The following is a 21,525-nucleotide window of genomic DNA, read 5'->3' on the forward strand; positions in this document are numbered from 1 at the left end:
GTCAAGAACCTTGGGCCTATTAAAGCATCCGGACCCCGACCGAGTACCACTGGAATCGCCGACACGTCCGCTAGAGAGGCTTGAGGAGCGGGAATAGGATGGTTTCGCGAATTCCCTTACCTGAGAAGAGGCCCAGCAACCGGTCCACCCCCAAGCCCATTCCTCCCGTCGGCGGCATGCCGAACTCGAGCGCCTGCAGGAAGTCCTCGTCCAGTTCCATCGCCTCGGGATCACCTGCCGCCGCCGCGAGCGACTGCTCCACGAGTAGCCGCCGCTGCTCCACCGGATCGGCCAATTCCGAGTAGCCCGGCGCGATCTCGACCCCGCCGATCACCAGGTCCCATGCTTCCGCCAGGCGCGAGTCCGTGCGGTGCGGCCGCGCGAGGGGACGAACCGACCTAGGGTAGTCGCAGACGAATGTGGGTTGAATGAGAGTGTGCTCCACCAGCTTCTCGTATAACTCCAGAACAATCTCCCCAACACCCCAGTCGTCCTTGAGTGTGACGTTCCGGGCAGCTGCCAGGGTGCGCAGGTGCGCCGGATCGTCATCCGGCGTCACCCGCTCGCCGAGAGCGTCCGAGACCAGATCGAACATCGACGCCCACTGCCACGAGCCTGCGAGATCAATTTCTACGCCGTCCGGCGTGCGAGGCGTGTCGACTCCGGCCGCCGCCGCCGCGTCCACAATGACCTGGCGCGTCCACGCGGCGACGGAGTGGTAATCGCCATACGCCTCGTACGCCTCAAGCATCGTAAATTCGGCCGAATGGGTGGAGTCGATTCCTTCATTGCGGAACGTCTTGCCCATCTCATAGACCCGATCGACGCCCCCTACCACAACGCGCTTGAGATACAACTCGAGGGCGATTCGCAGCGACATCGGCTGGTCGAATGCATTGAGGTGGGTAGAAAAGGGCCGGGCCGCCGCACCGCCGTGGACCGACTGCAGAACCGGGGTCTCGACCTCGACGAATCCCAGCCCACTGAGCGTGCTACGGATCGAGGACAGCACGTGCGACCGCATGAGCACCATCCGCCGCGCCTCGGGACGGACGATCAGGTCCACATATCGCTGGCGTACCCGGCTCTCTTCGCTCATGGGCTTATGCGCGACCGGCAGGGGCCGCAGCGCCTTCGCTGTCATGCGCCAGGAATCCGCCAGTACGGATAACTCGCCTCGGCGCGACGAAATCACTTCGCCGGTGATGAAGACCTGGTCGCCCAGGTCGACGTCGGACTTCCACTGTGCCAACGCCTCCGCGCCGACCCGATCGGCCGACAGCATGGCCTGCAACTCGACGCCGTTCTCGCGAAGAGTGGCGAAGCACAGCTTGCCGGTATTGCGAACGAAGATCACCCGCCCGGTGATGCCGACCTGCCGGCCCGTCTCGGCGCCTGCGGGCAGGTCCAGGAACTCCTGCCGGATGTCCGCGAGGCTGTCGGTCCGAGCCACCGTGACCGGAAAGGGTGCCCGGTCCGGGTCGGCCATCAGCCGGTCGTACTTCGCCCTTCTGATCTGTACCTGCTCGGGTAGGTCGTCGGGGGTGTCATCGGGGGTGTCGTCGTCACTGATGTCGCTCACCCCACAACTTTATCGGCGAGCACTGAACCGGCTCACGTGGCCGCTGACGAAGTCATAGTGAAGCTGACGAATGTCATGGTGAGCTTGCCCGCGGGAACACTTCCGACGGCGGCGGGTGGGCGCTCACCGCTGATCGGCCGGGAACGAGATGTCCTGGTCGCCTCGCAGCACGGCGCGACGGTGGCCGACATCGCTACCAAGCTGTTCCTCTCCGAAGGCACCGTCCGCAACTACCTGCCGGCGACCATTGCGAAGACCGGGGTCCGCAACCGGGTCGAGGCATACCAGGCCGCCGAGGAACGCGGCTGGCTGTGAAGCGGTGCTCAGCTGGTCAGGGTGCTCAGCGGCTCGCTCGGTCGACCGGCGGCTCGCTAGGGTCGGCGCCATGAGCGCCTCCGATGCCGAGAACCTGCCCGGCTCCAGCTACGCCCGGTCCTTCGGATCCGAGGCAGCACGCTACGCCGCAGCGCGGCCCGGTTACGCCGACGCCGCCATCGATCACGCGCTGCGGGGCATCCGAACAGCCGGTGCCTCCCTGGTGGGTACCTCTTCGGGCGATCAAGCCTCGCGAATTCTCGACCTCGGCGCAGGCACCGGAAAGCTCACGGCGTCCCTGATCGGCCGGGCGGACGAGATCGTCGCGGTCGAGCCGGACGCGGAGATGCTGGCCGAACTCAGGCACCTGGTCCCACAGGCCACCGCTCTGAAAGGCTCGGCGGAGCGGATTCCGTTGCCCGACCAGTCCGTCGACGCCATTCTGGTGGGGCAGGCGTTCCACTGGTTCGACCGCCCGCAGGCCGACCGCGAGTTCGCCCGGGTGCTGCGTCCGGGCGGGATCGTCGGCCTGATCTGGAACTTCCCCGACCAGTCGGTGGAGTGGATTCCGAAGCTGTACCTGGCCACCAAGCGGGAGCCGCTGCCATGGTCAGCGGTCTTCGAAGAGCTGGATCAATCGCTGTTCACCGCTGCCGAGGAGACCTGGTTCGACACCGCCCACCAGCTGGACGGCCCCGCTGCACTGTCGGACCTGGTGCACACCTGGAGCTGGGTGATCACGATGCCGGCGGGCGAGCGTGCCGCGATCAAGGAGCGGTTACGGGTGCTGGTCGCGCGGTACGCCGAGCTGCAGGGGCCGACCGTCCTGATGCCGCAGCGGACGAAGGTGGTGTGTCAGGTGTTGCGCTCGTAGATCAACCGGAGCCCGACCAGCGTCAGGTCCGGCTCGCGCCGGCTGACCGTTTCGGCATGCTCCACCACCAGCGGCGCCAGGCCGCCGGTGGCGATGACCTCGACGGACTCGGGCGCCGACGGCACCAGGGTCGCGGCGATCCTGCGGACCAGGCCGTCGACCTGACCGGCGAAGCCGTAGATGATGCCTGACTGCAGCGCCTCGACGGTGTTCTTACCGATCGGCGAGCGCGGCGCGACCAGCTCGACCTTGCGCAACTGGGCGGCCCGGGTGGCGAGCGCGTCCAGTGAGATTTCGATGCCCGGCGCCAGCGCTCCGCCGAGGAACTCGCCCCGGCCGCTGACCACGTCGAAGTTCGTCGAGGTGCCGAAGTCGACCACGATCGCCGGGCCGTTCACCAGGTGGAAGGCGGCCAGGGTGTTTACGATGCGGTCCGCGCCGACCTCTTTGGGGTTGTCGAACTGCAGGGCGACCCCGGTCTTGATGCCGGGCTCCACCAGTACGGTCGGAACCTCGGGCCAGTACCGGCTCAGCATGGTGCGCAGCTCGCGCAGCGCGGCCGGCACCGTGGAGCAACCCACGATGCCGGTGACGGGCAGCTCGCGCAGCAGTCCGGTGAAGGTCAGCATCAGCTCGTCCGCGGTGTGGCGGGCATCGGTCTTCACCCGCCAGGAATGGACGATCTTGTCGCCGTCGAACGCGCCCAGGACGGTGTTGGTGTTGCCGATGTCGATGGCCAGCAGCATCAGACGTCGTCCCCGCCGGTCAGGTCGGCACTCGGGTCGGTACTCGGATCAGCACTCGGGTCGGCACTCAGGTCCAAGCCGATGTCCAGTACCGGCGCGGAGTGGGTGAGGGCACCGACGGCGAGGTAGTCCACGCCGGTCGCGGCGACATCGGCGGCCACGGCCAGGCTGAGGCCGCCGGAGGCTTCCAGCCGGACGTCGTCGCGTCCCTCGGCCAGCGCCACGCAGGTCCGCAGGTCCGCCAGCGACATGTTGTCGAGCAGGATCAGCTCCGCGCCGGCTTCCAGCGCCTCGGCGCACTGCTCGGGAGTGTCGACCTCGACCTCGACGGGCAGCTCCGGCGCCGCCGCCCGGACCAGCTCGTACGCCCGGCGCACCGAGCCCGCCGCGGCCACGTGGTTGTCCTTGATCAGCGCCGCGTCGGACAGCGACATCCGGTGATTCACTCCCCCGCCGCAGCGCACCGCGTACTTCTCCAGCGCGCGCAGGCCGGGCATCGTCTTGCGGGTGTCGCGGATCTGCGCCTTGGAGCCCCGCACCGTGTCGGCCCACACCCGGGTCAGGGTGGCGATTCCGGACAGGTGGGTGAGCAGGTTCAGCGCCGTGCGCTCGGCCGTCAGCAGATCCTGGACGGGGCCGGTGGCCGACAGCAGCGGCTGTCCGACGCTCACGATGTCGCCGTCGGAGGCCAGCAGCTCAACCTGGACCCGGCCCTGCCCCACCGTCGCGAATACGAAGGCCGCGACGGGCAGACCGGCGACCACCCCGGCCTCGCGCGGTACGGCGTCCGCCCGGCCCTGCTGGCCGGCCGTGATGGTGGCCATCGTGGTGATGTCGGGGCCGTCGGCGAGATCCTCGGCCAGCGCGCGCCCGACGACCTCGGCCACGGTGGCGGAGCTCAGCCCGGCCGCCGCAATGGCGGCGGTGATCGCGGGGTCGAGCCGCGCGTCGGGATCGTGGAAGGAGCTGGTCATCTACTCGGCCTTCGCTGACGTCGGATGGCGGGCTGAAGTTGTCTGATTCAGCGCTGTCCGATTCGGCGCTGTCTGATTCGGTGCTGTCCGATTCGGCGCTGTCTGATCGGGCTGTGCGATCGGGCTGTAGTCAGCCACCATGCTGCCGTCGGGTCCGAGCCGCACGTCGAGGTGGCCGCGCCAGTTCTCGTCGTCCCGGTCGGGATGGTCCTCACGCCAGTGCGCGCCGCGGGTCTCGGTACGCCGTGCCGCGGCGGTGACCAGCGCGCTGGCGACGGTGAGCAGGTTCGTCGCCTCCCACGACTCGGTGCCGGGGTCGCTGCCGCGCTGGGCGGAGAGCTTGCGCAGTGCCGTCCCGGCCCGCGCCAGGCCGGCCGCGTCTCGCATCACGCCGGCGTCGGCGGACATCTCGCCCTGCACCTGCGCGCGGATGGCGGACGACACGACGGCCTTGTTCCGCAGGTCGATCCCGAGCTCGGGCAGCGGGGAGTCCGCGCGGATCTCGGCAAGCACGTCGTCGGCGATCCGGCGGCCGAACACCAGGCCCTCGAGCAGGGAGTTGGACGCCAGCCGGTTCGCCCCGTGCACCCCCGTGCAGGCCGCCTCGCCACAGGCGTAGAGCCCGGTTACCGACGTCCGGCCGCGCAGATCGGTGGCGATGCCCCCGGAGGCGTAATGGCAGGCGGGGGCCACCGGGATCAGCTGGTTGACCGGATCGATTCCCAGGGACGTCAGGGTCGCGAGGATGGTCGGGAACCGCACCCGCCACTTCTCCGCGCCGAACTGCCGGGCGTCCAGCCAGACGTGCTCGGCGCCCGTCTTCCGCATCCGGCGCAGGATCGCCTTCGCCACCACATCCCGCGGCGCCAGGTCGGCAAGCTCGTGCTGGCCCTGCATAAACGCGACCCCGCTGTCGTCGCGCAGGACGGCGCCCTCGCCGCGGACCGCCTCACTGACCAGCGGCTGCTGACCCGCCGCGGAGCCACCGAGCCAGAGGACGGTGGGATGGAACTGCACGAACTCCAGGTCGCGCACCACGGCGCCGGCCCGCAGCGCCGCCGCGACCCCGTCCCCGGTGGAGACCGGGGGGTTCGTGGTTGCCGCGTACACCTGCCCGATGCCGCCGGTGGCGAGCACGATGGCCCGCGCCCGCACCGCGCCGACACCGTCGAGCTGGCCCTCTCCCATCACGTGCAGGGTGACGGCGCCGACACCACCGGTGGAGGTCGGGGACAGGTCCAGCACCAGGGCGTGCTCGATGACCTCGATCCGGGCTGCGGCCAGGACGGCCGCGACCAGTGCGCGCTCGATCTCGGCACCCGTGGCGTCCCCGCCGGCATGGGCGATCCGGTCCTTGTGGTGGCCGCCCTCGCGGGTCAGCGACAGCCGCCCGTCGCCGGCCCGGTCGAACCTGGTGCCGAGCTCGATCAGCTCGCGGACCGCGGTGGGGCCCTCATCCACCAGCACCCGGACGGCGGCCTCGTCGCAGAGCCCGACTCCGGCGATCAGGGTGTCGCTCAGGTGCTCGTCCGCGGTGTCGTCGTCACCGAGCGCGGCCGCGATGCCGCCCTGCGCCCAGCGGGTGGAACCGGCGGCGAGGACGTCCTTGGTCACCACCATCACCCGCAAGCCGCCGGCGGCTATCCGCAGCGCGGTGGTCAGGCCGGCGATTCCCGAGCCGACCACCACCACATCGGTGTCGACGATCCAGCCCGGAGCGGGCGCCAGCAGCCGCTGCGGCATATTCATCCGGTCAGCTCGACGGCGAGATTGTCGATCAGCCGGGTAGCGCCCACGGAGGCCGCCACCAGCAGCCGCGCGGGGCCGGACGCGGGCGCCCGACCGAGCTGGGGATCGCGCAGTTCGAGGTAGTGCACATCGACTCCTTCAGCGGCGGCGAGCACAGTACCGGCTGCTTCCAGCACGGCGCTCGCGTTGCCGGCGGCGTCCCGGCCGGTGCGCAACGCGGTGATGAGGACGAGGGCCTGGCGTCGCTCTTCGGTGGAAAGAAACACATTACGGCTCGAAAGGGCGAGCCCATCAGCTTCCCGGACCGTCGGCACGCCGATGATCTCGACGTCGGTGTCGAGGTCGGCCACCAACCTGCGGACGAGGGTCAGCTGCTGGTAGTCCTTCTCGCCGAAGAAGGCGCGGTCCGGAGCGACCCGGGCGAACAGCTTGCTGACAACCGTCAGGACCCCGTCGAAGTGGCCCGGCCGGTTCGGCCCCTCGAGCTGATCGGCCAGCTCCCCGGCGGTGACCCAGACCTGCGCCGGACCGTTCGGGTACACGTCGGGCACGCCGGGCGCCCACACCACGTCGACGCCCTCGGCCTCGCACACCGCGAGATCGTCGGCCAGCCGACGGGGATAGCGCTCCAGGTCGTCGGCCCGCTCGAACTGCATGGGGTTGACGAAGATGCTGACGACCACCGACTCGCAGCGCGCCTTGGCCTGCCGGATGTTGGCCAGGTGACCCTTGTGCAGGGCTCCCATGGTCGGCACCAGGCCGACGCTGCCGGGCAGCACCTTGCGGGCGGCGGCCAGTTCCTGTCTGCCGCGAACCAGGTGGGTCATGTGTCGGTGCCTCCGGCCCGCTCGATGCCCTCGATGAGCTCGGCACACTGCTCCCGCGACAGCCGGCCGGCGGCGTGCGCCCGCTGCATCGTCCGCAGCGCCATCGCGAGGTACGGCTGCAGGAAGGGCGTTCCGTGCAGTGCCGCCAGATGGGCCTCGATGGTGGCCCGGTCACCGCGCGACACCGGTCCGGTCAGCGCCTCGTCCCCCAGCCGCAGGGCGTTGTCCAGTGAGGCGTTCAGCAGCGGGCCGAGCAGCCGCACCGGGTCCTCGACCCCGGACGCGCGCAGCACGTCGCTGGAGTCGTTCACCAGCGTGACCAGGTGGTTGGAGCCCATGCTGAGGGCCGCGTGATAGGCCGCGCGGGCGGATTCGGGAACCCACACCGGCTCACCACCGAGTTCCAGCACGAGGGTCTCGGCGACGGGGCGGAACTCGGGCGGAGCCGTCACGCCGAAGGCCGCGCCGTCGAGCCGCAGCAGGTCCTCGGACCGTCCGGCGAAGGTCATCACGGGGTGTAGCGCCATGCCGACCACCCCGGTCGCGGCTGCCGGGGCGAAGATTGCGATGCCGTGCGCCCCGGAGGTGTGCACCGCGAGCTGTCCCGGTTGCCAGGCGCCGGTCGCCGCCAGTCCATCGATGAGGGAGCTGAGCTGGTCGTCGGGGACGGTGAGCAGCACCAGGTCCGCCTGGCCGACCGCCTCGTCGGCGGGTACCAGAGATACGCCGGGGAGCAGCCGCGCGGCCCGTCGGGTCGACTCGTCGCTGACACCGCTGCCGGCGACGATCAGATGGCCGGCCCGGCGCAGCGCCGCGCCCATCACCGACCCGACCCGTCCGACGCCGATGACGGCTACCCGCAGCCGCGGCGCGTCAGAGTGTTCGATCACGGCGTAGAGCCTAATCCGCACGGGTGAGCGCACCGGCCGCGCTGTGACGAAGGCGGTTCCTGATCGGCTGTCCCGGCTGACCCATGTCGGCTATCTGTTGGCGGATCAGACGGTCGTCAATGTGGACGCAGTGGTCCGCGGGGCGCGCGGCTCAGGTTGCCGGCGGTCACCTCGACCGGATCACCGACCCGGACGGAGCCGCGGCTCACCGGAATCAACGACGCCCCGAACCAGATCTGACCGTCCCACTTACGGTGCTTGGCGAGCGTGCGAACCGGCTCCTTGCCGTTGCGCAGCGAACTCGGGTCGATGGTCGTCACCGCGCACCGGTCGCACACCGACGCGAACCGGAACTCGACCCCGCCGATCCGTACGCCGGACCAGCCGTCCTCGGCGAAGGGAACGTCGCCGTCGATCACGATGTTCGGCCGGAACCTGCCGATCACCAGCGGCGCGGACGGCAGCTCGCCGCGGGCTACCGCCTCGTCGACGATCCAGTCGTTGAGCCGGGACAGCGAGGCCTGGGACGTCAGCAGGACCGGGGTGTTGTCCGCCAGGCTGAGCGGGTCCCCGGGCCGGCCGCCCTTGGACGGCCGCACTGGCCGCAGGTGCGGATCGTCGAGCCACACCAGCCGAGCGTCCGCGCCGAGCAGGGCGGAGAGCCAGCCCGCGGCCGCACCGCAGGCCAGCACTGCCGAATCCAGACCGGACAGCTGAACCGGCACTCGTGGGCCGCCCACCGGGAACGCGACGTCGAGCGGGGCGGCGCTGTCCGCGGCGAGCCGCAGGCCGGCCGGCGTCGGGACCGCCCGGACGCGCATCAGGCCCCGATGACGCTGCACGGACAGCCGGTTGCCGTCGGGTCCGATCACCGCCCAGCGGCGATCACCCTCGAAGCCCCACGGCTGGACGGTCACCTCGGCCACGTCCAAACCCGCGGTCGACTTGATCGGGTACAGGTGCAGTGACTCGACGCGCACGGGTCAGTTCCGGTCGTGATTGGGGTTGATGCCCGCGCGTTCCAGCCCCAGGCCGGACAGCGCGAGCGCGACCGCCACCACGAGCAGCGACAGGCCGACCTTGAGATCGTGCTGGGCGGCGCTGGTCCGGTCGGCGTCCGGCAGCACCCTGGCGACCAGCGCGACGGACGCTCCGGCGACCGCCGAACCGACAAGCACCGACGCCTTGCCCAGAGCCACTGCGCGGGCGACCGCCAGGGCGGTCATCGGCCTGGCCAGAGCCGTGTGCCGGACGGCGGCTCGAACCCGCCGCGCGATGACGAATTCCGCGATGGTGAGCGCGGCGATCGGCAGCGCGGTGAACCACTGGAAGGGCGGCAGCGACTCGTAGCTGAACTGCAGCAGGAGGTAGCAGATCACCCCGACGGCCAGGAACGGGACCACCACGTCGCTCAGATTGGTGCGCCTGATCACGGGACCAACTCCGTTCCCAACAGCATCCGGACGGCGTCGACGTCCGCGGCAGGCAGCTGCTGCATCAGCTGAAGGACGGAGCCCCGGCCCGGCAGGATCGCCTCGGGATCGACCGACCACCACGGCACGAGGACGAACGCCCGCTCGGCGGCCCGGGGATGCGGCAACGTGAGCACCGGGTCCTCGCTCATCACATCGTCGACGGCGACCACGTCCACGTCCACGGTGCGCGGTCCCCACCGGACGTCGCGGGTGCGCCCGGCGGCCTCTTCACAGGCCTGCGCGCGGCCCAGCCACTCCGTTGGGCCGGCCGCCGGGTCCGCGACGATCAGCACCGCGTTGAGAAAGGGCTGCTGCTCGATCGGACCCCACGGCGGCGTCTCGAAGACCGGGGACGCGGTGACGAGATAGGGCGACAGCGCCCGGACGCAGGACCTCAACTGCTCCAGCCGGTCGCCCAGATTGGAGCCGATGGAGAGTACGGCCCGGCTCATCGTGCGGTATCCGGGCGCAGCCGCCGGATGGTCACCGCCACATCGCCGAAGGTGAGCGGAATGGGCGCCTGCGGCTTGTGCACGGTCACCGTCGCCGCGTGGACGCGCCGATCCGCCAGGCACACGTCGGCCAACCGTGCGGCGAGGGTCTCCAGGAGGTTCACCGGTTCGCCGGCGATGACTACGGCCAGCGCCTCCGCCAGCTCGCCGTAGTGGATCGTGTCGGCAATGTCGTCGGTGGCCGCGGCGGTACCGGTGTCGATGTCGAGCGCCACGTCGACCACGAAGTCCTGGCCGTCCCGGCGTTCGAAGTCGAAGACGCCGTGCTTACCGCGCACCGTGAGGCCACTGAGGACAATCCGGTCTGGTGTTGACCGGTCAGGAGAATCGCGGTCTGGTGTTGACCGGTCAGAAGAATCGCGGTCTGGTGTTGACCGGTCAGAAGAATCGCAGCCGGTCACTTCGCGGCCTCGATGGCGGCGGCCACGAGCGCGGCGTCGACGTTCGGGCGTACCTCGTGCACCCGAACGCCCCAGGCGCCGTTCAACGCGGAGAACGTCGTCAGCGCCGTGGTCGCGTCCTCGCGCGCGGCGGTCGGCCGCGGTGTGCCGTTGGGATCCGCGAGCAACGAGCCGAGGAAAGACTTGCGCGAGGACCCGATCAGGACCGGAATCCCGGTGCTCACCAGCGCGTCCAGATGCGCCAGCAGCGCCCAGTTGTGCCGGGCGTTCTTGGCGAACCCGAGGCCCGGGTCCAGCAGCAATTGTTCGGGCCGGACTCCCGCCGCGACCGCCTCGTCGACCCGGCTGAGCAGTTCGGCGCGGACCTCGATCACCACGTCGTCGTACTGCGCGAGCGCGGCCATGTCGGAGGAGTGTCCGCGCCAGTGCATCAGCACCCACGGGCAGCCGGCGTCGCGGACGACCCGCGCCATGTCGGCATCCCCCAGCCCGCCGGAGACGTCGTTGACCACCCGCGCACCGGCCTCGATGGCCTGCTCGGCGACCGCCGCGCGGTAGGTGTCAACGCTGACCACGATCCGCTCCTCGGCCAACTGGCGGATCACCGGCAGGACCCGGCGCGCTTCTTCATCGGCCGGCACCCGTCCAGCGCCGGGCCTCGTCGACTCGCCGCCCACGTCGATCAGGTCGGCGCCCTGCCGCGACATCTGCAGAGCGTGGCCGACAGCGTCCTCTAGGTCGGTGTAGCGGCCACCGTCGCTGAACGAGTCCGGTGTCACGTTGAGCACGCCCATCACGATCAGCCGATCGTCGCGCTCGGGCAGGCCGGACGGTGGGGTCATCGACCCAGGATGAGGCTCATCGCCTCAGCACGGGTGCGCGGATCGCTCTTGAAGATGCCCCGCACCGCCGAGGTCATGGTGCGCGCCCCGGGCTTGCGGACGCCGCGCATGGCCATGCACAGGTGCTCCGCCTCGATGACGACGATCACGCCGCGCGGCTCCAGCCGCTGCATCACGGCGTTCGCGACCTGCGCGGTCAGCCGCTCCTGCACCTGGGGACGCTTGGCGTACAGGTCGACCAGCCGGGCCAGCTTCGACAGCCCGGTGATCCGGCCGTCCGTACCAGGGACGTAGCCCACCGCGGCCGTCCCGTGCCAGGGCACCAGGTGGTGCTCGCACGTCGAGTAGAGGGCGATGTCCTTGACGAGTACCAGCTCATCGTGGTTCTCGTCGAAGGTCGTCTGCAGCACCTCGTCCGGGTCGAGGTGCAAGCCGGCGTAGATTTCGAGGTACGACCGGGCGACCCGGCTGGGAGTGTCGCGCAATCCCTCCCGGTCCGGATCCTCGCCGATCGCGATCAGCAGTTCGCGCACCGCTGCCTCGGCACGTGGTAGATCGACGCCGTCCGGAGCGTCCCGCGGCCCGGTCAACGGTGGTCGTCGTGGTGGCCGAACGGCCAGTGCTTGTGCGAGTCGACTGCCGGAAGCTGTTGGGTCTCGTTGTCAGCCTCCGCGCGTCCCCGGTTGCCGGAGTTGTCGCCGGACTGGCCGGGTTGCTGCGGCTGGCCGGGTTGCTGCGGCTGGTTCGGCTGGTAGTTCGGCGGCGGGTAGGCCTGTGGCTGACCCTGCGGCGGCGGGTAACCCTGCACCGGCGGGTAGCTCTGCGGCGGCGGGTACCCGGGCGACTGCGGATACCCGGGCGACTGCTGGTAGCCGCCAGCGGGGTAGCTCGGTGCCGGCGGGTAGTTTCCGCCACCGGGCATGGTGGCGGGCTCAGGAGCCGGGCTGCCGCCGTTCGGCGAACCGCCGTTCGGCGAACCGCCGTTCGGCGAACTGCCGTTGGACGCACCGATCGCGGTGGCCCCGTTGGACGAGGTGGGCCGCACGGCCGCCGGAATGTCGATGGGCGGCCGGTCGGACGGCGTGCGCTTGCCGAAGCCGGCGAAGGTGCTGTGCGGAGGCCGCTTGTGCACCGGCTCGAGGATCCGCTCCAGGTCTTCCTTGTTCAGGGTCTCGCGCTCGGCGAGCTCCAGCACCAGCTGGTCGAGCACGTCCCGGTACTGGACCAGGATCTCCCACGCCTCGTCGTGCGCAGCCTCGATCAGGCTGCGCACCTCTTCGTCGATCCACGCGGCGATCTCTTCGGAGTAGTCGCGCTGGTGGCCGTAGTCGCGTCCCATGAACGGCTCGGCGTCCGAGGTGCCGTACTTGACGGCGCCCAGCTTCGCGCTCATGCCGTACTCGGTGACCATCGAGCGGGCCAGCGAGGTGGCCTTCTCGATGTCGTTGCTGGCACCGGTGGTCGGCTCGTGGAATACCAGCTCTTCGGCGGCCCGGCCACCGAGGGCGTAGACCAGCTGGTCCAGGATCTCGGCGCGGGTCTGGGTGTAGCGGTCTTCCAGCGGCAGCACCAGGGTGTGCCCCAGCGAGCGGCCACGCGGCAGGATCGTCACCTTGTGCACCGGATCCAAGTTCGGCATCGCCCATGCGGTGAGGGCGTGACCGCCCTCGTGGTAGGCGGTGACGCGCTTCTCTTTGTCGCTCATGGCGCGCGTCTTGCGCTCCGGCCCGGCGATAACCCGGTCGATCGCCTCTTCCAGGGAGTGGTTGGTGATCAGCCGGCCGTTGGTGCGGGCCGTCAGCAGCGCGGCCTCGTTGATGACGTTGGCCAGATCCGCGCCGGTGAAGCCGGGCGTGCGGCGGGCAATGGTGTCGAGGTTGACGTCGGGCGCGAACGGCTTGCCCTTGGCGTGCACCTCCAGCACGGCCTTGCGGCCGATGATGTCCGGGGGTGACACCGCGATCTGGCGGTCGAAGCGGCCCGGCCGCAGCAGCGCGGGGTCGAGGATGTCGGGCCGGTTGGTTGCGGCGATCAGGATGACGGTGCCCTTGACGTCGAAGCCATCCATCTCGACCAGCAACTGGTTGAGGGTCTGCTCACGCTCGTCGTGACCGCCACCCATGCCCGCGCCACGGTGACGCCCGACCGCGTCGATCTCGTCGACGAAGACGATGGCGGGGGCGTTGGACTTGGCCTGTTCGAACAGGTCACGGACGCGGGAGGCGCCGACACCGACGAACATCTCGACGAAGTCCGAGCCGGAGATCGAGTAGAACGGAACCCCCGCCTCGCCGGCGACCGCTCGGGCAAGCAGGGTCTTACCCGTCCCGGGCGGGCCGTAGAGCAGGACGCCCTTCGGGATCTTGGCGCCGATGGCCTGGTAACGGGCCGGGTTGGACAGGAAGTCCTTGATCTCTTCGAGTTCCTCGATGGCCTCGTCGGCACCGGCCACGTCAGCGAAGGTCGTCTTCGGCGTGTCCTTGCTGACCAGCTTGGCCTTGCTACGGCCGAAGCTCATCACCTTGCTGCCGCCACCCTGCAGGTTCGACATCACGAAGAACAGCACGCCGGCGATCAGCAGGATCGGCAGCAGCGACAGCAGGATGCTGACGAACGCGTTCTCTTTGCTGATCTTCGTCTGCAGGCCTTCGGCACCGACCTTGGCACGGGTTTCGTTGAAGATGGCCAGCGTGGCGTCCGCCGGGTACGAGGCACTGATCTTGGTCTTGCCGTTGTAGGCAGACTTCAGCTCCAGGTCGATGGACTGCTCTTTGTCGTGGATCGTCGCCGTCTTCACATTCCCGGCGTCGACCTGGGCGAGAGCCTCAGAGGTCTTGACAGATTTATAGTCGCTGCCACCGGCCAGCAATTGCGGCAAGGTGAGCAGCAGGATTACCACAAGGGCGATCCACAGCATCGGCGAGCGAGCTAAGCGCTTACGATCCATAGGGCGTCCGCTCGGCGAGAAACACCGGGCGTTTCCTCCTGATCAGTGCCGGTAAAGACGGCTTGGGACGGTACCCACGGGTGAAACTGGCCCGCATCTGTCGAACGCTGCGCAACACCAGCGAGTTCCTGCCGTCCAGGATATGTGAGATTCTCGCCAGCCGGTTGCCAGGGCGTTCGCGGCAACCGCCTATGGCCCCGTCTGCGCGAATCGACCTGCCGTGAGGCCGCCATGGCGACCGGTGGGCATGTCAATCCAAAGCGGCGGAGCGGCTAACCGCCGTAGACCATCACACTGTCTCCGGAGCGGCTAACCGCCGTAGACGGAGGGCCGGAGGCGTCCGATGTAGGGCAGGTCGCGATACCGCTCCGCATAGTCCAGCCCGTACCCGACGACGAACTCGTTGGGAATGTCGAAGCCGACGTACTTCACCGGCACCTGGACCTTGATCGCGTCGGGCTTGCGCAGCAGCGCCACCACCTCGACGGACGCCGGATTGCGGGCCTGCAGGTTCTTCAGCAGCCACGACAGCGTCAGCCCGGAGTCGATGATGTCCTCGACGATCAGGATGTCCAGACCGGTCACGTCCCGGTCCAGGTCCTTCAGAATCCGCACCACCCCGGACGAGGTCGTGTTGGAACCGTAGGAGCTGCACGCCATGAACTCCATGGTGGACGGACGCGACAGCTCACGCGCCAGGTCCGACATGAACATGACCGCGCCCTTGAGCACGCCGACCAGCAGCGGTTCGCGGTCGGCGTAATCGGCGTCGATCCGCGCGGCCAGCTCGGTGATCTTGCTCTGGATCTCTTCGGTTGAGACCACGGTGGCCTCGATGTCGTCGTCCAGGACGGACACGCTTACTCCCAGTTGGCATCGTTGTCTGCTGGCGAAATGAGGTTCAGAGTGCCAGACGCTCGAATCGCTCGATAACCGCCCGGCAGATCGATCGCCGCCTGGCCGTGCCAGTTCCGGATCAGCCGCCGGAGCTCGCGCACGTGCGCCGCCGTGAGCGCGCCCGTGCCACCCCGCTCGGCCCAGGACTTCAGGACCCGGCCGAGGATGGCGTCCGGCTGGGTGTGCAACGCATCGACTGCCAGCCCACCGGTCGAGTCCGCGTCCGTCCGGGCTGCGACCAGAGCCCGCTCGGCCAACTCATCCAGGGCGTCCTGGTCGTCCCGCAGCTGCTCGGCGGTACGCGCGAGGGCCTCGACAACGCCGCCGGCGAGCACGTCCTCGAGCAGCGGCAGCACCTCGCGGCGCAGCCGGACCCGGCCGTAACGGGGATCGGAATTGTACGGGTCGTGCCACCACGGCAGGTCCAGCGCCTCGCAGGCCGCCTCCGTCTGGTGCCGGCGCAGGTTCAGCAGCGGACGCAGGTAACCGCCAGACACCGGGCGCATGCCGGCGATGGACCGGGGTCCCGACCCCCGCCCGAGCCCCAGCAGCACGGTCTCGGCCTGGTCGTCGGCGGTGTGACCGAGCAGGACGAGGTTCGCGGGCACGAACCGGTCCAGGACCCGATAGCGAGCGGTACGCGCGGCAGCCTCGGGGCCACCACCGGGCTCGACCCGGACCGATTCGGCCAGCACCGGGTCGAGCCCCAGTTCCCGGCCCAGTGCGAGCACGCGGGCCGCCTGCTCGCCCGAGCCCGGCTGCAGGTTGTGGTCCACGGTCACCAGCCCCGCCGGACGGCCCGAACCGGCCACCTCGAACGCCAGTGCGGCGGCCAGGGCAACCGAGTCCGCCCCGCCGGAGCAGGCCACCAGCGCCGGTCGGCCGGCCGGAAACCCGGCGAGGGCGCGCCGCACCGCCAGCCGGACGTCGGCCACCGCCGGATGCGGGCCCATGCTCAGCCGTGCACGCGCTGCACCCAGTCGGCGGGCGCGGTGATTTCGGCCTTGGTCGGCAGGGTGCTCGGCGACGTCCACACTGCGTTGAAGCCGTCCACGCCGACCTTGTCGACGACCTGCCGGACGAACTGGGACCCCTGGGTGTACTGCCGGGTCTTGGCGTCCATGCCGAGCAGCGTCCGCAGCAGCCGGTCGAGGGGGTTGCCGCCGCGCTTGCGACGGGCCGCGAACTTCCGCTCGATGTCGGGCTGGGACGGGATGACGTTCGGCGGGACGGCGTTCATCACGTACTCGGCATGGCCCTCGACCAGCGACATGAACCCGGTCACCCGATCCATCACGGTCCGGGCCTCGGGAGAGGTGATCGCCGCGATCAGCCCGGTTCCGTCGCCGTCGCCGCGCACGGTCCTGGCCAGCTCGCCGAGCGCGCCCTTGAGGCGGTCCCGGAGCGCGTCCGGGTCCAGGTCCATGGCGTCGGTCAGCGCCGCCACCTCGTCCAGCATGTGCTGGCGCAGCCACGGCACCGCGGTGAACTGCACCCGGTGGGTGACCTCGTGCAGGCACACCCAGAGCCGGAAGTCGGCGGGATCGACCCGCAGCGCGCGCTCCACGGCAACGATATTGGGAGCGACCAGCAGCAGTTGGCCCTTCTCCACGGAGAAGAACTCGTACTGGCCGAGCACCTTGCCGGAGAGGAAGGCCAGCACGGCTCCGGCCTGCGCGCCGGTGACGCGGCCCCCGATCGCCGCCGTGAGCTTGCCGGGCGGACGGCTGGCGATGAGCTTCTCCGACAGCGGGTCCATCACGGTCGCCATGCTGGCGGTGTTGGCCACCAGCCAGCCCGGCCGGTCCACGACCACCGTGCTCGCGGTGACGGCGGGCTCGGTGAGCCTGGTGAGCTCGGCCACCTGCGCGGCGGCCCGGTCGGTGGCCTGCCGGAGCTCGGCGACCGTCGCCTGTGCCTCGGCCGGCGTCACGGCCGGCGGGGCCGGGGCGAGCGTCCGGGCGGTGCGTTCGGCAACGGACCAATCGATCAGGGACGTCATATCTCTCACGCTACCGGGGCGGGGCGAGCGGGCGTCAGCGGCAACCGCAGCGGACCAGCGCCGCGGTCAGCCCGTCGATGGCCGCCCTGGTGGCGCCCTCGCTCGGAGCCCGGTCGGCGACGAAGGCGAACACCAGCAGCCGGCCGTCGGCATCGGTGGCCACGCCGGCCAGCGACGAGACACCGGTGAGGCTGCCGGTCTTGGCCCGCACGAACCCGTCGGCGACGGCGGACGAACCGGTGAACCGGTCTTCCTCGGTGAGCGTTCCGTCCCATCCGGCGACCGGCAGGCCGCTCAGCAGCGGGCCGAGCCGTGGCTTCGCCGGATCGACGGCGGCGAGCAGGGCCTGGGTGAGCGCGGAGGCCGGCAACCGGTCCGCGGTGGACAGGCCGCTGCCATCCCGCATCCCATCGCCGGCGGTGACGCCGAGCGGCCGGAGGGACGCGCTGACGGCCGCCGCGGCGCCGGCGAACGTCACGGGCTGGTGGGCGGCAATCGCCACCTGCCGCGCGAGCACCTCGGCGATGACGTTGTCGGAGTTGCGCAGCATCTGCTCGACGAGCTCACCGACCGGGGCTGAGCGGACCTCGGCCAGCACCTTCGCACCGGCCGGCGCGCCACCGCGGCTGACGTCCGCGCCGCCGAGAGCGGCCGCGAGGGCGTTACCGGCGGCCAGGTCGGGAGCCCCCGAGCGGGTGCCGGCCCCCGGCCTGTCCCGGCCGGCGTCCACCATCAGCGCGGTGATCGCGCTGGCGTACTCGGACGGGGCGTCCTCCGGCTCCCAGCTCGGCGCAGTGGAGGCGCCGGTGAACAGGGAGCCGTCGACCAGGACCCGGGTGACCCGAGTGGATCCGAGCGCGGCCCGGACCTTCGCCGCGAGGTCGGAGATCCGGGCGGCTTGCGGGTACTCGGTCGGCTGGCCGGCCACCGCGGCGGACAGGGTCGGGTCGCCGCCGCCGACAAGCACCACCTCGCCGGGCGCGCTGCCTGCCAGCACCCGGGTGGCGAACCGGTCGGTCGCGTTGCGTGCGGTGAGGACGGCCGCGGCGGTCAACAGCTTGGCGGTGGACGCCGGGGCGATGACATCGTCCGGGCGCCGGCCGAAGAGCGAGGCGCCGGTGCGCGCGTCATACACCTGTGCCGAGACCGACGGTCCGAGGTCTGTACTGGTCAGCTTCTTCGCGAGCGCCGCGGCGACGCCGGCCGCGGTGGGCGCGGGCGCTCCCGGGTCGGCGGACGGGGCTGCCGGTGCGGTGCGGGCGCCCGCCAGAGCGCTGGCGATGGCGGCGGGCGCCACCGTCTCGGCGGGGATGGCCAGCGGCGTGAACCCGCGGTTTGCCAGGTATTGCCGACCTCCACCGACGCCCAGATAGGCCAGCACAGCGAGTACCACGGCCAGCATGACCAGCAGCACAACGCTCAGCCGCTTGGTACCGGGTGCCGTCACGGTAGGTCACAATAATCGTAAGAGCCCCGCGTTCCGCGGAATGGGCACCCGAGCGAGTACCGCGAGAGGAGCTCCCATGCTGGAGTTCGACGTCCTGATCGAGATCCCCAAGGGCAGCCGCAACAAGTACGAGGTCGATCACGAGAGCGGTCGGATCCGGCTGGACCGGACCCTGTTTACCTCGACCCAGTACCCGGCCGACTACGGCTACATCGAGAACACCCTCGGCGAGGACGGCGACCCGCTCGACGCGCTGGTGCTGCTGCAGGGCGACCCGCTCTTTCCCGGCGTCCTGGTGATGTGCCGCGCGATCGGGATGTTCCGGATGACGGATGAGAAGGGCGGCGATGACAAGGTGCTGTGCGTGCCGGCCAACGACCCCCGCCTGGAGCATCTGCGCGACATCCACAACGTCCCGGAGTTCGACCGGCTCGAGATCCAGCACTTCTTCGAGGTCTACAAGGATCTCGAGCCCGGCAAGAGCGTCGAGGGGGCGTCCTGGGTGGGGCGCGCCGCGGCCGAGGCCGAGATCGAGGTCAGTCGGCGGCGGCTCGCCGACAGCGGCGAGGTCATCGTCCAGTAGCCGTTGGCTTACCGAACACAACAGGGCCCGCCCACCATTTCGGTGAACAGGCCCTGTCTCTGTTCGCATGCGCTGGCTGACTGGGAAGAGCCAGTCGGAGAGAGCTAGACGGACGCGCCCTGCGACGGAGCCGCACCGACCTCGCCCATGGCGCGCTCGGCGGCCAGCCGCTCGGCAGCCTGAGCCTCGAGGCCGGACTCCGTCCGCAGCTTCACCTCTTTGAGGAAGAAGCTCAGGATGAACGCCGGGATGACCACGATCGCGGCCACCAGGAACACCCGGTCCATGGCGCTGGCGAAGCCGGCCAGGAAGGGGTCCCGCAGGATGCTGGCACCGTGCTGCAGGAAGCTGGTGTCGTTGAGCTGGCTGGTCGAGCCGCCCCGCATGGCCTGCAACGCCTTTGCGATCACGCCGTTGGCGGGGTTCCGAAGTGCCGACTGGAACTCCGGCGTGGCGGCAGCGGCCTGCACGTTGGCGCCGATCTTGGTAGCCGATCCGGAGAAGAAGATCGTCAGGAACACCGCGGTGCCGAAGGTGCCGCCCATGGACCGGAAGAACGTTGCCGACGCGGTGGCGACACCCATCTGCGACGCCGGGACGGAGTTCTGGGTAGCCAGTACCAGGGTCTGCATGCAGCAGCCCAGGCCGGTGCCGACGAAGAACATCAGCGGCGCGAGCTCGGTGTAGCTGGTGGTGTAGCTGATCCGGGACAGGCCGAACAGCGCGAGGACCAGCACGCCGGTTCCCACGATCGGGAAGATCTTGTAGCGGCCGGTCTTCGAGGTGTAGATACCGCTGCTCATCGCGACCGTCATCAGGCCGAGCATGAGCGGCAGCAGCGACAGGCCTGACTTCGTCGGGCTGAAGCCCTTCACGATCTGCATGTACAGCGGCAGGCAGATGATGCCGCCGAACATGCCCATGCCGATGATGAAGTTCATCAGGGACGCGACGCTGAAGACCGGCGAGTTGAACATCTTCAGCGGCAGGATGGCCTCGTCGCCGACCTTGCGCTCGATCGCCACGAAGGCGCCGATCAGCAGCGCGCCGACGACGAAGCAGAGCAGCGCCTTGCTCGAACCCCAGCCCCACGAGCGGCCCTGCTCGGCGACCAGCAGCAGCGACGTCACACCGAGGACGAGGGTGACCGCGCCCAGGTAGTCGACCTTGTGCTCCTTGCGGACGTGCGGGATGTTCAGGAAGCGGCTGACCACGGCTAGCGCGACGATGCCGATGGGCAGGTTCACATAGAAGACCCAGCGCCAGCCGTCGAAGCCGAGCAGCCGGTCCTGGCCGGCCAGCAGGCCACCGAGGACGGGGCCCGCCACGGATGAGAGGCCGAAGACCGCCATGAAGTAGCCCTGGTACTTGGCTCGCTCGCGCGGCGGGACGATGTCGCCGACGATCGCGAAGGCCAGCGCCATCAGGCCACCGGCGCCCAGGCCCTGGATCGCGCGGAACGCTGCGAGCTCTTCCATGGAGTTCGACATGCCGCTGAGCACGGAGCCGACCAGGAAGATCGAGATCGCGAAGAGGTAGAACTTCTTGCGGCCGTACATGTCGCTCAACTTGCCGTAGAGCGGGGTCGAGACGGTGCTCGTCACCAGGTAGGCCGTGGTGGCCCAGGCTTGGTTCGTCTGGCCGTTGAGCTTGTCCGCGATGGTTCGCATGGCCGCGGACACGATCGTCTGGTCGAGGGCGGCGAGGAACATGCCCAAGAGCAGGCCGGACAGGATGAGCATGATCTGGTTGTGCGACAGCCGGCCCGATTCATCGGGCGCTGTGCGGATGGGTTCAGCCATGGTTGAGTTCCTGCTCCAGTTCTAGTGCGTTCTGTTCGCCGTACTTCTCGGTCGCCTGGTTCAACATGCCCAGCAACCGGCCGAAGTCGGCAATGTCTTGTTCGGGCCAGTCGCCCAACAGCCGTTCCATGCGCTTACGGCGTCCGCTGGAGAGGCGGCCCATCAGGTCCCGGCCGGCCTCGGTGGTCTGCAGCACGATCGCCCGGCGGTCGTCCGGGTCCGGCTCGCGGGAGAGCAGACCGGCCCTTTCGAGGTCCGCGACCTGGCGGGACACGGTGGACGGATCGAAGCCGGTGTACTCGGCGACGGTGGTCAGCCGGGACGGGCCGCAGTACGCGAGCGTGCCGAGGACCATCAGCGCCATCCGGTCCAGCCGGTTCCCGTTGACCTGGTGCTTGTAGCGGGTCAGGTTCATCATCAGGATGCCGAACTCCCGCTCGACGTGCGCGATCGGTTCCAGCAGTTCCTGACCGGCCAAGGCGCCGTTTTCCACGCACGCCCGCGTCTCCACCGCTTCGGGAGAGTTAGATGTTTGCTTCACACATCTAAACTACCTGCTTCACGCAACCAAATCAAACCGAGGCCGGTTGCGACGTTGCCCGGAGTGAGAGCGCCGAGGTGCCTGCTGCACTGGATCCTCTGCCGAACGCATTGACCTTC

Annotated in this window: 21 protein-coding genes and 1 pseudogene; 3 read left to right on the forward strand and 19 right to left on the reverse strand. The window is 69.7% G+C overall.

The window, feature by feature from the left end; translation table 11 throughout:
• Positions 1-70: 70 nt before the first annotated feature.
• On the reverse strand, positions 71-1,582 hold the full coding sequence (gene lysS, locus RM423_RS05815; protein WP_311422063.1) for a lysine--tRNA ligase: 1,512 nt from the start codon (positions 1,580-1,582) through the stop codon (positions 71-73).
• Positions 1,583-1,639: 57 nt separating this feature from the next.
• On the opposite strand from lysS, the gene RM423_RS05820 reads away from it, so the two are divergent.
• Together RM423_RS05820 and RM423_RS05825 are read left to right on the forward strand one after the other, a co-directional pair.
• Complete coding sequence (locus RM423_RS05820; RefSeq protein WP_311422064.1) at positions 1,640-1,897, forward strand: response regulator transcription factor; 258 nt, start codon at positions 1,640-1,642, stop codon at positions 1,895-1,897.
• A 70-nt stretch (positions 1,898-1,967) separates the two neighbouring features.
• On the forward strand, positions 1,968-2,771 hold the full coding sequence (locus tag RM423_RS05825) for a class I SAM-dependent methyltransferase (RefSeq protein WP_311422065.1): 804 nt from the start codon (positions 1,968-1,970) through the stop codon (positions 2,769-2,771).
• Here the strand turns inward: RM423_RS05825 and RM423_RS05830 are convergent.
• From RM423_RS05830 to dacB, 16 genes and pseudogenes are all read right to left on the reverse strand, one after another.
• On the reverse strand, positions 2,753-3,517 hold the full coding sequence (locus RM423_RS05830; RefSeq protein ID WP_311422066.1) for a type III pantothenate kinase: 765 nt from the start codon (positions 3,515-3,517) through the stop codon (positions 2,753-2,755). The genes RM423_RS05825 and RM423_RS05830 overlap by 19 nt on opposite strands.
• The gene (gene nadC, locus RM423_RS05835; RefSeq protein ID WP_311422067.1) at positions 3,517-4,491 is read right to left on the reverse strand and encodes a carboxylating nicotinate-nucleotide diphosphorylase; all 975 of its coding nucleotides are present in this window, start codon (positions 4,489-4,491) and stop codon (positions 3,517-3,519) included. Before nadC ends, RM423_RS05830 begins: the two co-directional genes overlap by 1 nt.
• A complete protein-coding gene (locus RM423_RS05840; RefSeq protein WP_396327615.1) occupies positions 4,492-6,234 on the reverse strand; it encodes an L-aspartate oxidase in 1,743 nt (580 codons plus the stop codon). It lies immediately after the preceding gene.
• Positions 6,235-6,236: 2 nt separating this feature from the next.
• Positions 6,237-7,067, reverse strand: coding sequence for a pantoate--beta-alanine ligase (panC, locus tag RM423_RS05845; protein ID WP_311422069.1), 831 nt, complete (start codon positions 7,065-7,067; stop codon positions 6,237-6,239).
• Positions 7,064-7,957: a Rossmann-like and DUF2520 domain-containing protein gene (locus RM423_RS05850; protein ID WP_311422070.1), complete on the reverse strand. Its 894-nt coding sequence runs from the start codon at positions 7,955-7,957 to the stop codon at positions 7,064-7,066. Before RM423_RS05850 ends, panC begins: the two co-directional genes overlap by 4 nt.
• A 116-nt stretch (positions 7,958-8,073) precedes the next feature.
• Complete coding sequence (locus tag RM423_RS05855; protein WP_311422071.1) at positions 8,074-8,937, reverse strand: MOSC domain-containing protein; 864 nt, start codon at positions 8,935-8,937, stop codon at positions 8,074-8,076.
• A 3-nt stretch (positions 8,938-8,940) separates the two neighbouring features.
• A complete protein-coding gene (locus RM423_RS05860; RefSeq protein ID WP_311422072.1) occupies positions 8,941-9,390 on the reverse strand; it encodes a DUF3180 domain-containing protein in 450 nt (149 codons plus the stop codon).
• A complete protein-coding gene (gene folK, locus RM423_RS05865) occupies positions 9,387-9,884 on the reverse strand; it encodes a 2-amino-4-hydroxy-6-hydroxymethyldihydropteridine diphosphokinase (protein ID WP_311422073.1) in 498 nt (165 codons plus the stop codon). Before folK ends, RM423_RS05860 begins: the two co-directional genes overlap by 4 nt.
• Entirely contained in the window at positions 9,881-10,222 is a 342-nt protein-coding gene (gene folB / locus RM423_RS05870; RefSeq protein WP_396327608.1) for a dihydroneopterin aldolase, read from the reverse strand. Before folB ends, folK begins: the two co-directional genes overlap by 4 nt.
• Before the next feature lie 119 nt (positions 10,223-10,341).
• Entirely contained in the window at positions 10,342-11,187 is an 846-nt protein-coding gene (folP, locus tag RM423_RS05875) for a dihydropteroate synthase (protein WP_311422074.1), read from the reverse strand.
• Positions 11,184-11,777 carry a GTP cyclohydrolase I FolE gene (gene folE, locus RM423_RS05880; protein ID WP_311422075.1) on the reverse strand — a complete coding sequence of 198 codons (594 nt, stop codon included), beginning with the start codon at positions 11,775-11,777 and terminating at the stop codon, positions 11,184-11,186. The genes folP and folE overlap by 4 nt, the downstream gene beginning before the upstream one ends.
• Positions 11,778-12,160: 383 nt before the next feature.
• Positions 12,161-14,134 (reverse strand): annotated as a pseudogene (gene ftsH, locus RM423_RS05885) (ATP-dependent zinc metalloprotease FtsH); the annotation flags it as partial.
• 309 nt (positions 14,135-14,443) lie between these two features.
• On the reverse strand, positions 14,444-14,983 hold the full coding sequence (gene hpt / locus RM423_RS05890; RefSeq protein WP_396327616.1) for a hypoxanthine phosphoribosyltransferase: 540 nt from the start codon (positions 14,981-14,983) through the stop codon (positions 14,444-14,446).
• A gap of 11 nt (positions 14,984-14,994) precedes the next feature.
• Positions 14,995-15,984: a tRNA lysidine(34) synthetase TilS gene (gene tilS, locus RM423_RS05895; RefSeq protein ID WP_311422078.1), complete on the reverse strand. Its 990-nt coding sequence runs from the start codon at positions 15,982-15,984 to the stop codon at positions 14,995-14,997.
• Between the two features lie 2 nt (positions 15,985-15,986).
• On the reverse strand, positions 15,987-17,033 hold the full coding sequence (locus RM423_RS05900) for a zinc-dependent metalloprotease (RefSeq protein WP_311422079.1): 1,047 nt from the start codon (positions 17,031-17,033) through the stop codon (positions 15,987-15,989).
• Positions 17,034-17,067: 34 nt separating this feature from the next.
• Complete coding sequence (dacB, locus tag RM423_RS05905; RefSeq protein ID WP_311422080.1) at positions 17,068-18,480, reverse strand: D-alanyl-D-alanine carboxypeptidase/D-alanyl-D-alanine endopeptidase; 1,413 nt, start codon at positions 18,478-18,480, stop codon at positions 17,068-17,070.
• Positions 18,481-18,559: 79 nt separating this feature from the next.
• On the opposite strand from dacB, the gene RM423_RS05910 reads away from it, so the two are divergent.
• The gene (locus RM423_RS05910; protein ID WP_396327617.1) at positions 18,560-19,063 is read left to right on the forward strand and encodes an inorganic diphosphatase; all 504 of its coding nucleotides are present in this window, start codon (positions 18,560-18,562) and stop codon (positions 19,061-19,063) included.
• 104 nt (positions 19,064-19,167) lie between these two features.
• On the opposite strand, the gene RM423_RS05915 is transcribed toward RM423_RS05910, so the two are convergent.
• Together RM423_RS05915 and RM423_RS05920 are read right to left on the reverse strand one after the other, a co-directional pair.
• Positions 19,168-20,865, reverse strand: a complete 1,698-nt coding sequence (locus RM423_RS05915) for an MDR family MFS transporter (protein ID WP_311422082.1) — start codon at positions 20,863-20,865, stop codon at positions 19,168-19,170.
• Positions 20,858-21,406 (reverse strand): MarR family winged helix-turn-helix transcriptional regulator, encoded by a 549-nt coding sequence (locus RM423_RS05920; protein WP_311422083.1) that lies wholly within the window; start codon positions 21,404-21,406, stop codon positions 20,858-20,860. The genes RM423_RS05915 and RM423_RS05920 overlap by 8 nt, the downstream gene beginning before the upstream one ends.
• Positions 21,407-21,525 lie beyond the last annotated feature (119 nt).

The sequence above is a fragment of the Jatrophihabitans lederbergiae genome (assembly GCF_031845305.1).
Classification (GTDB): domain Bacteria; phylum Actinomycetota; class Actinomycetes; order Mycobacteriales; family Jatrophihabitantaceae; genus Jatrophihabitans_A; species Jatrophihabitans_A lederbergiae.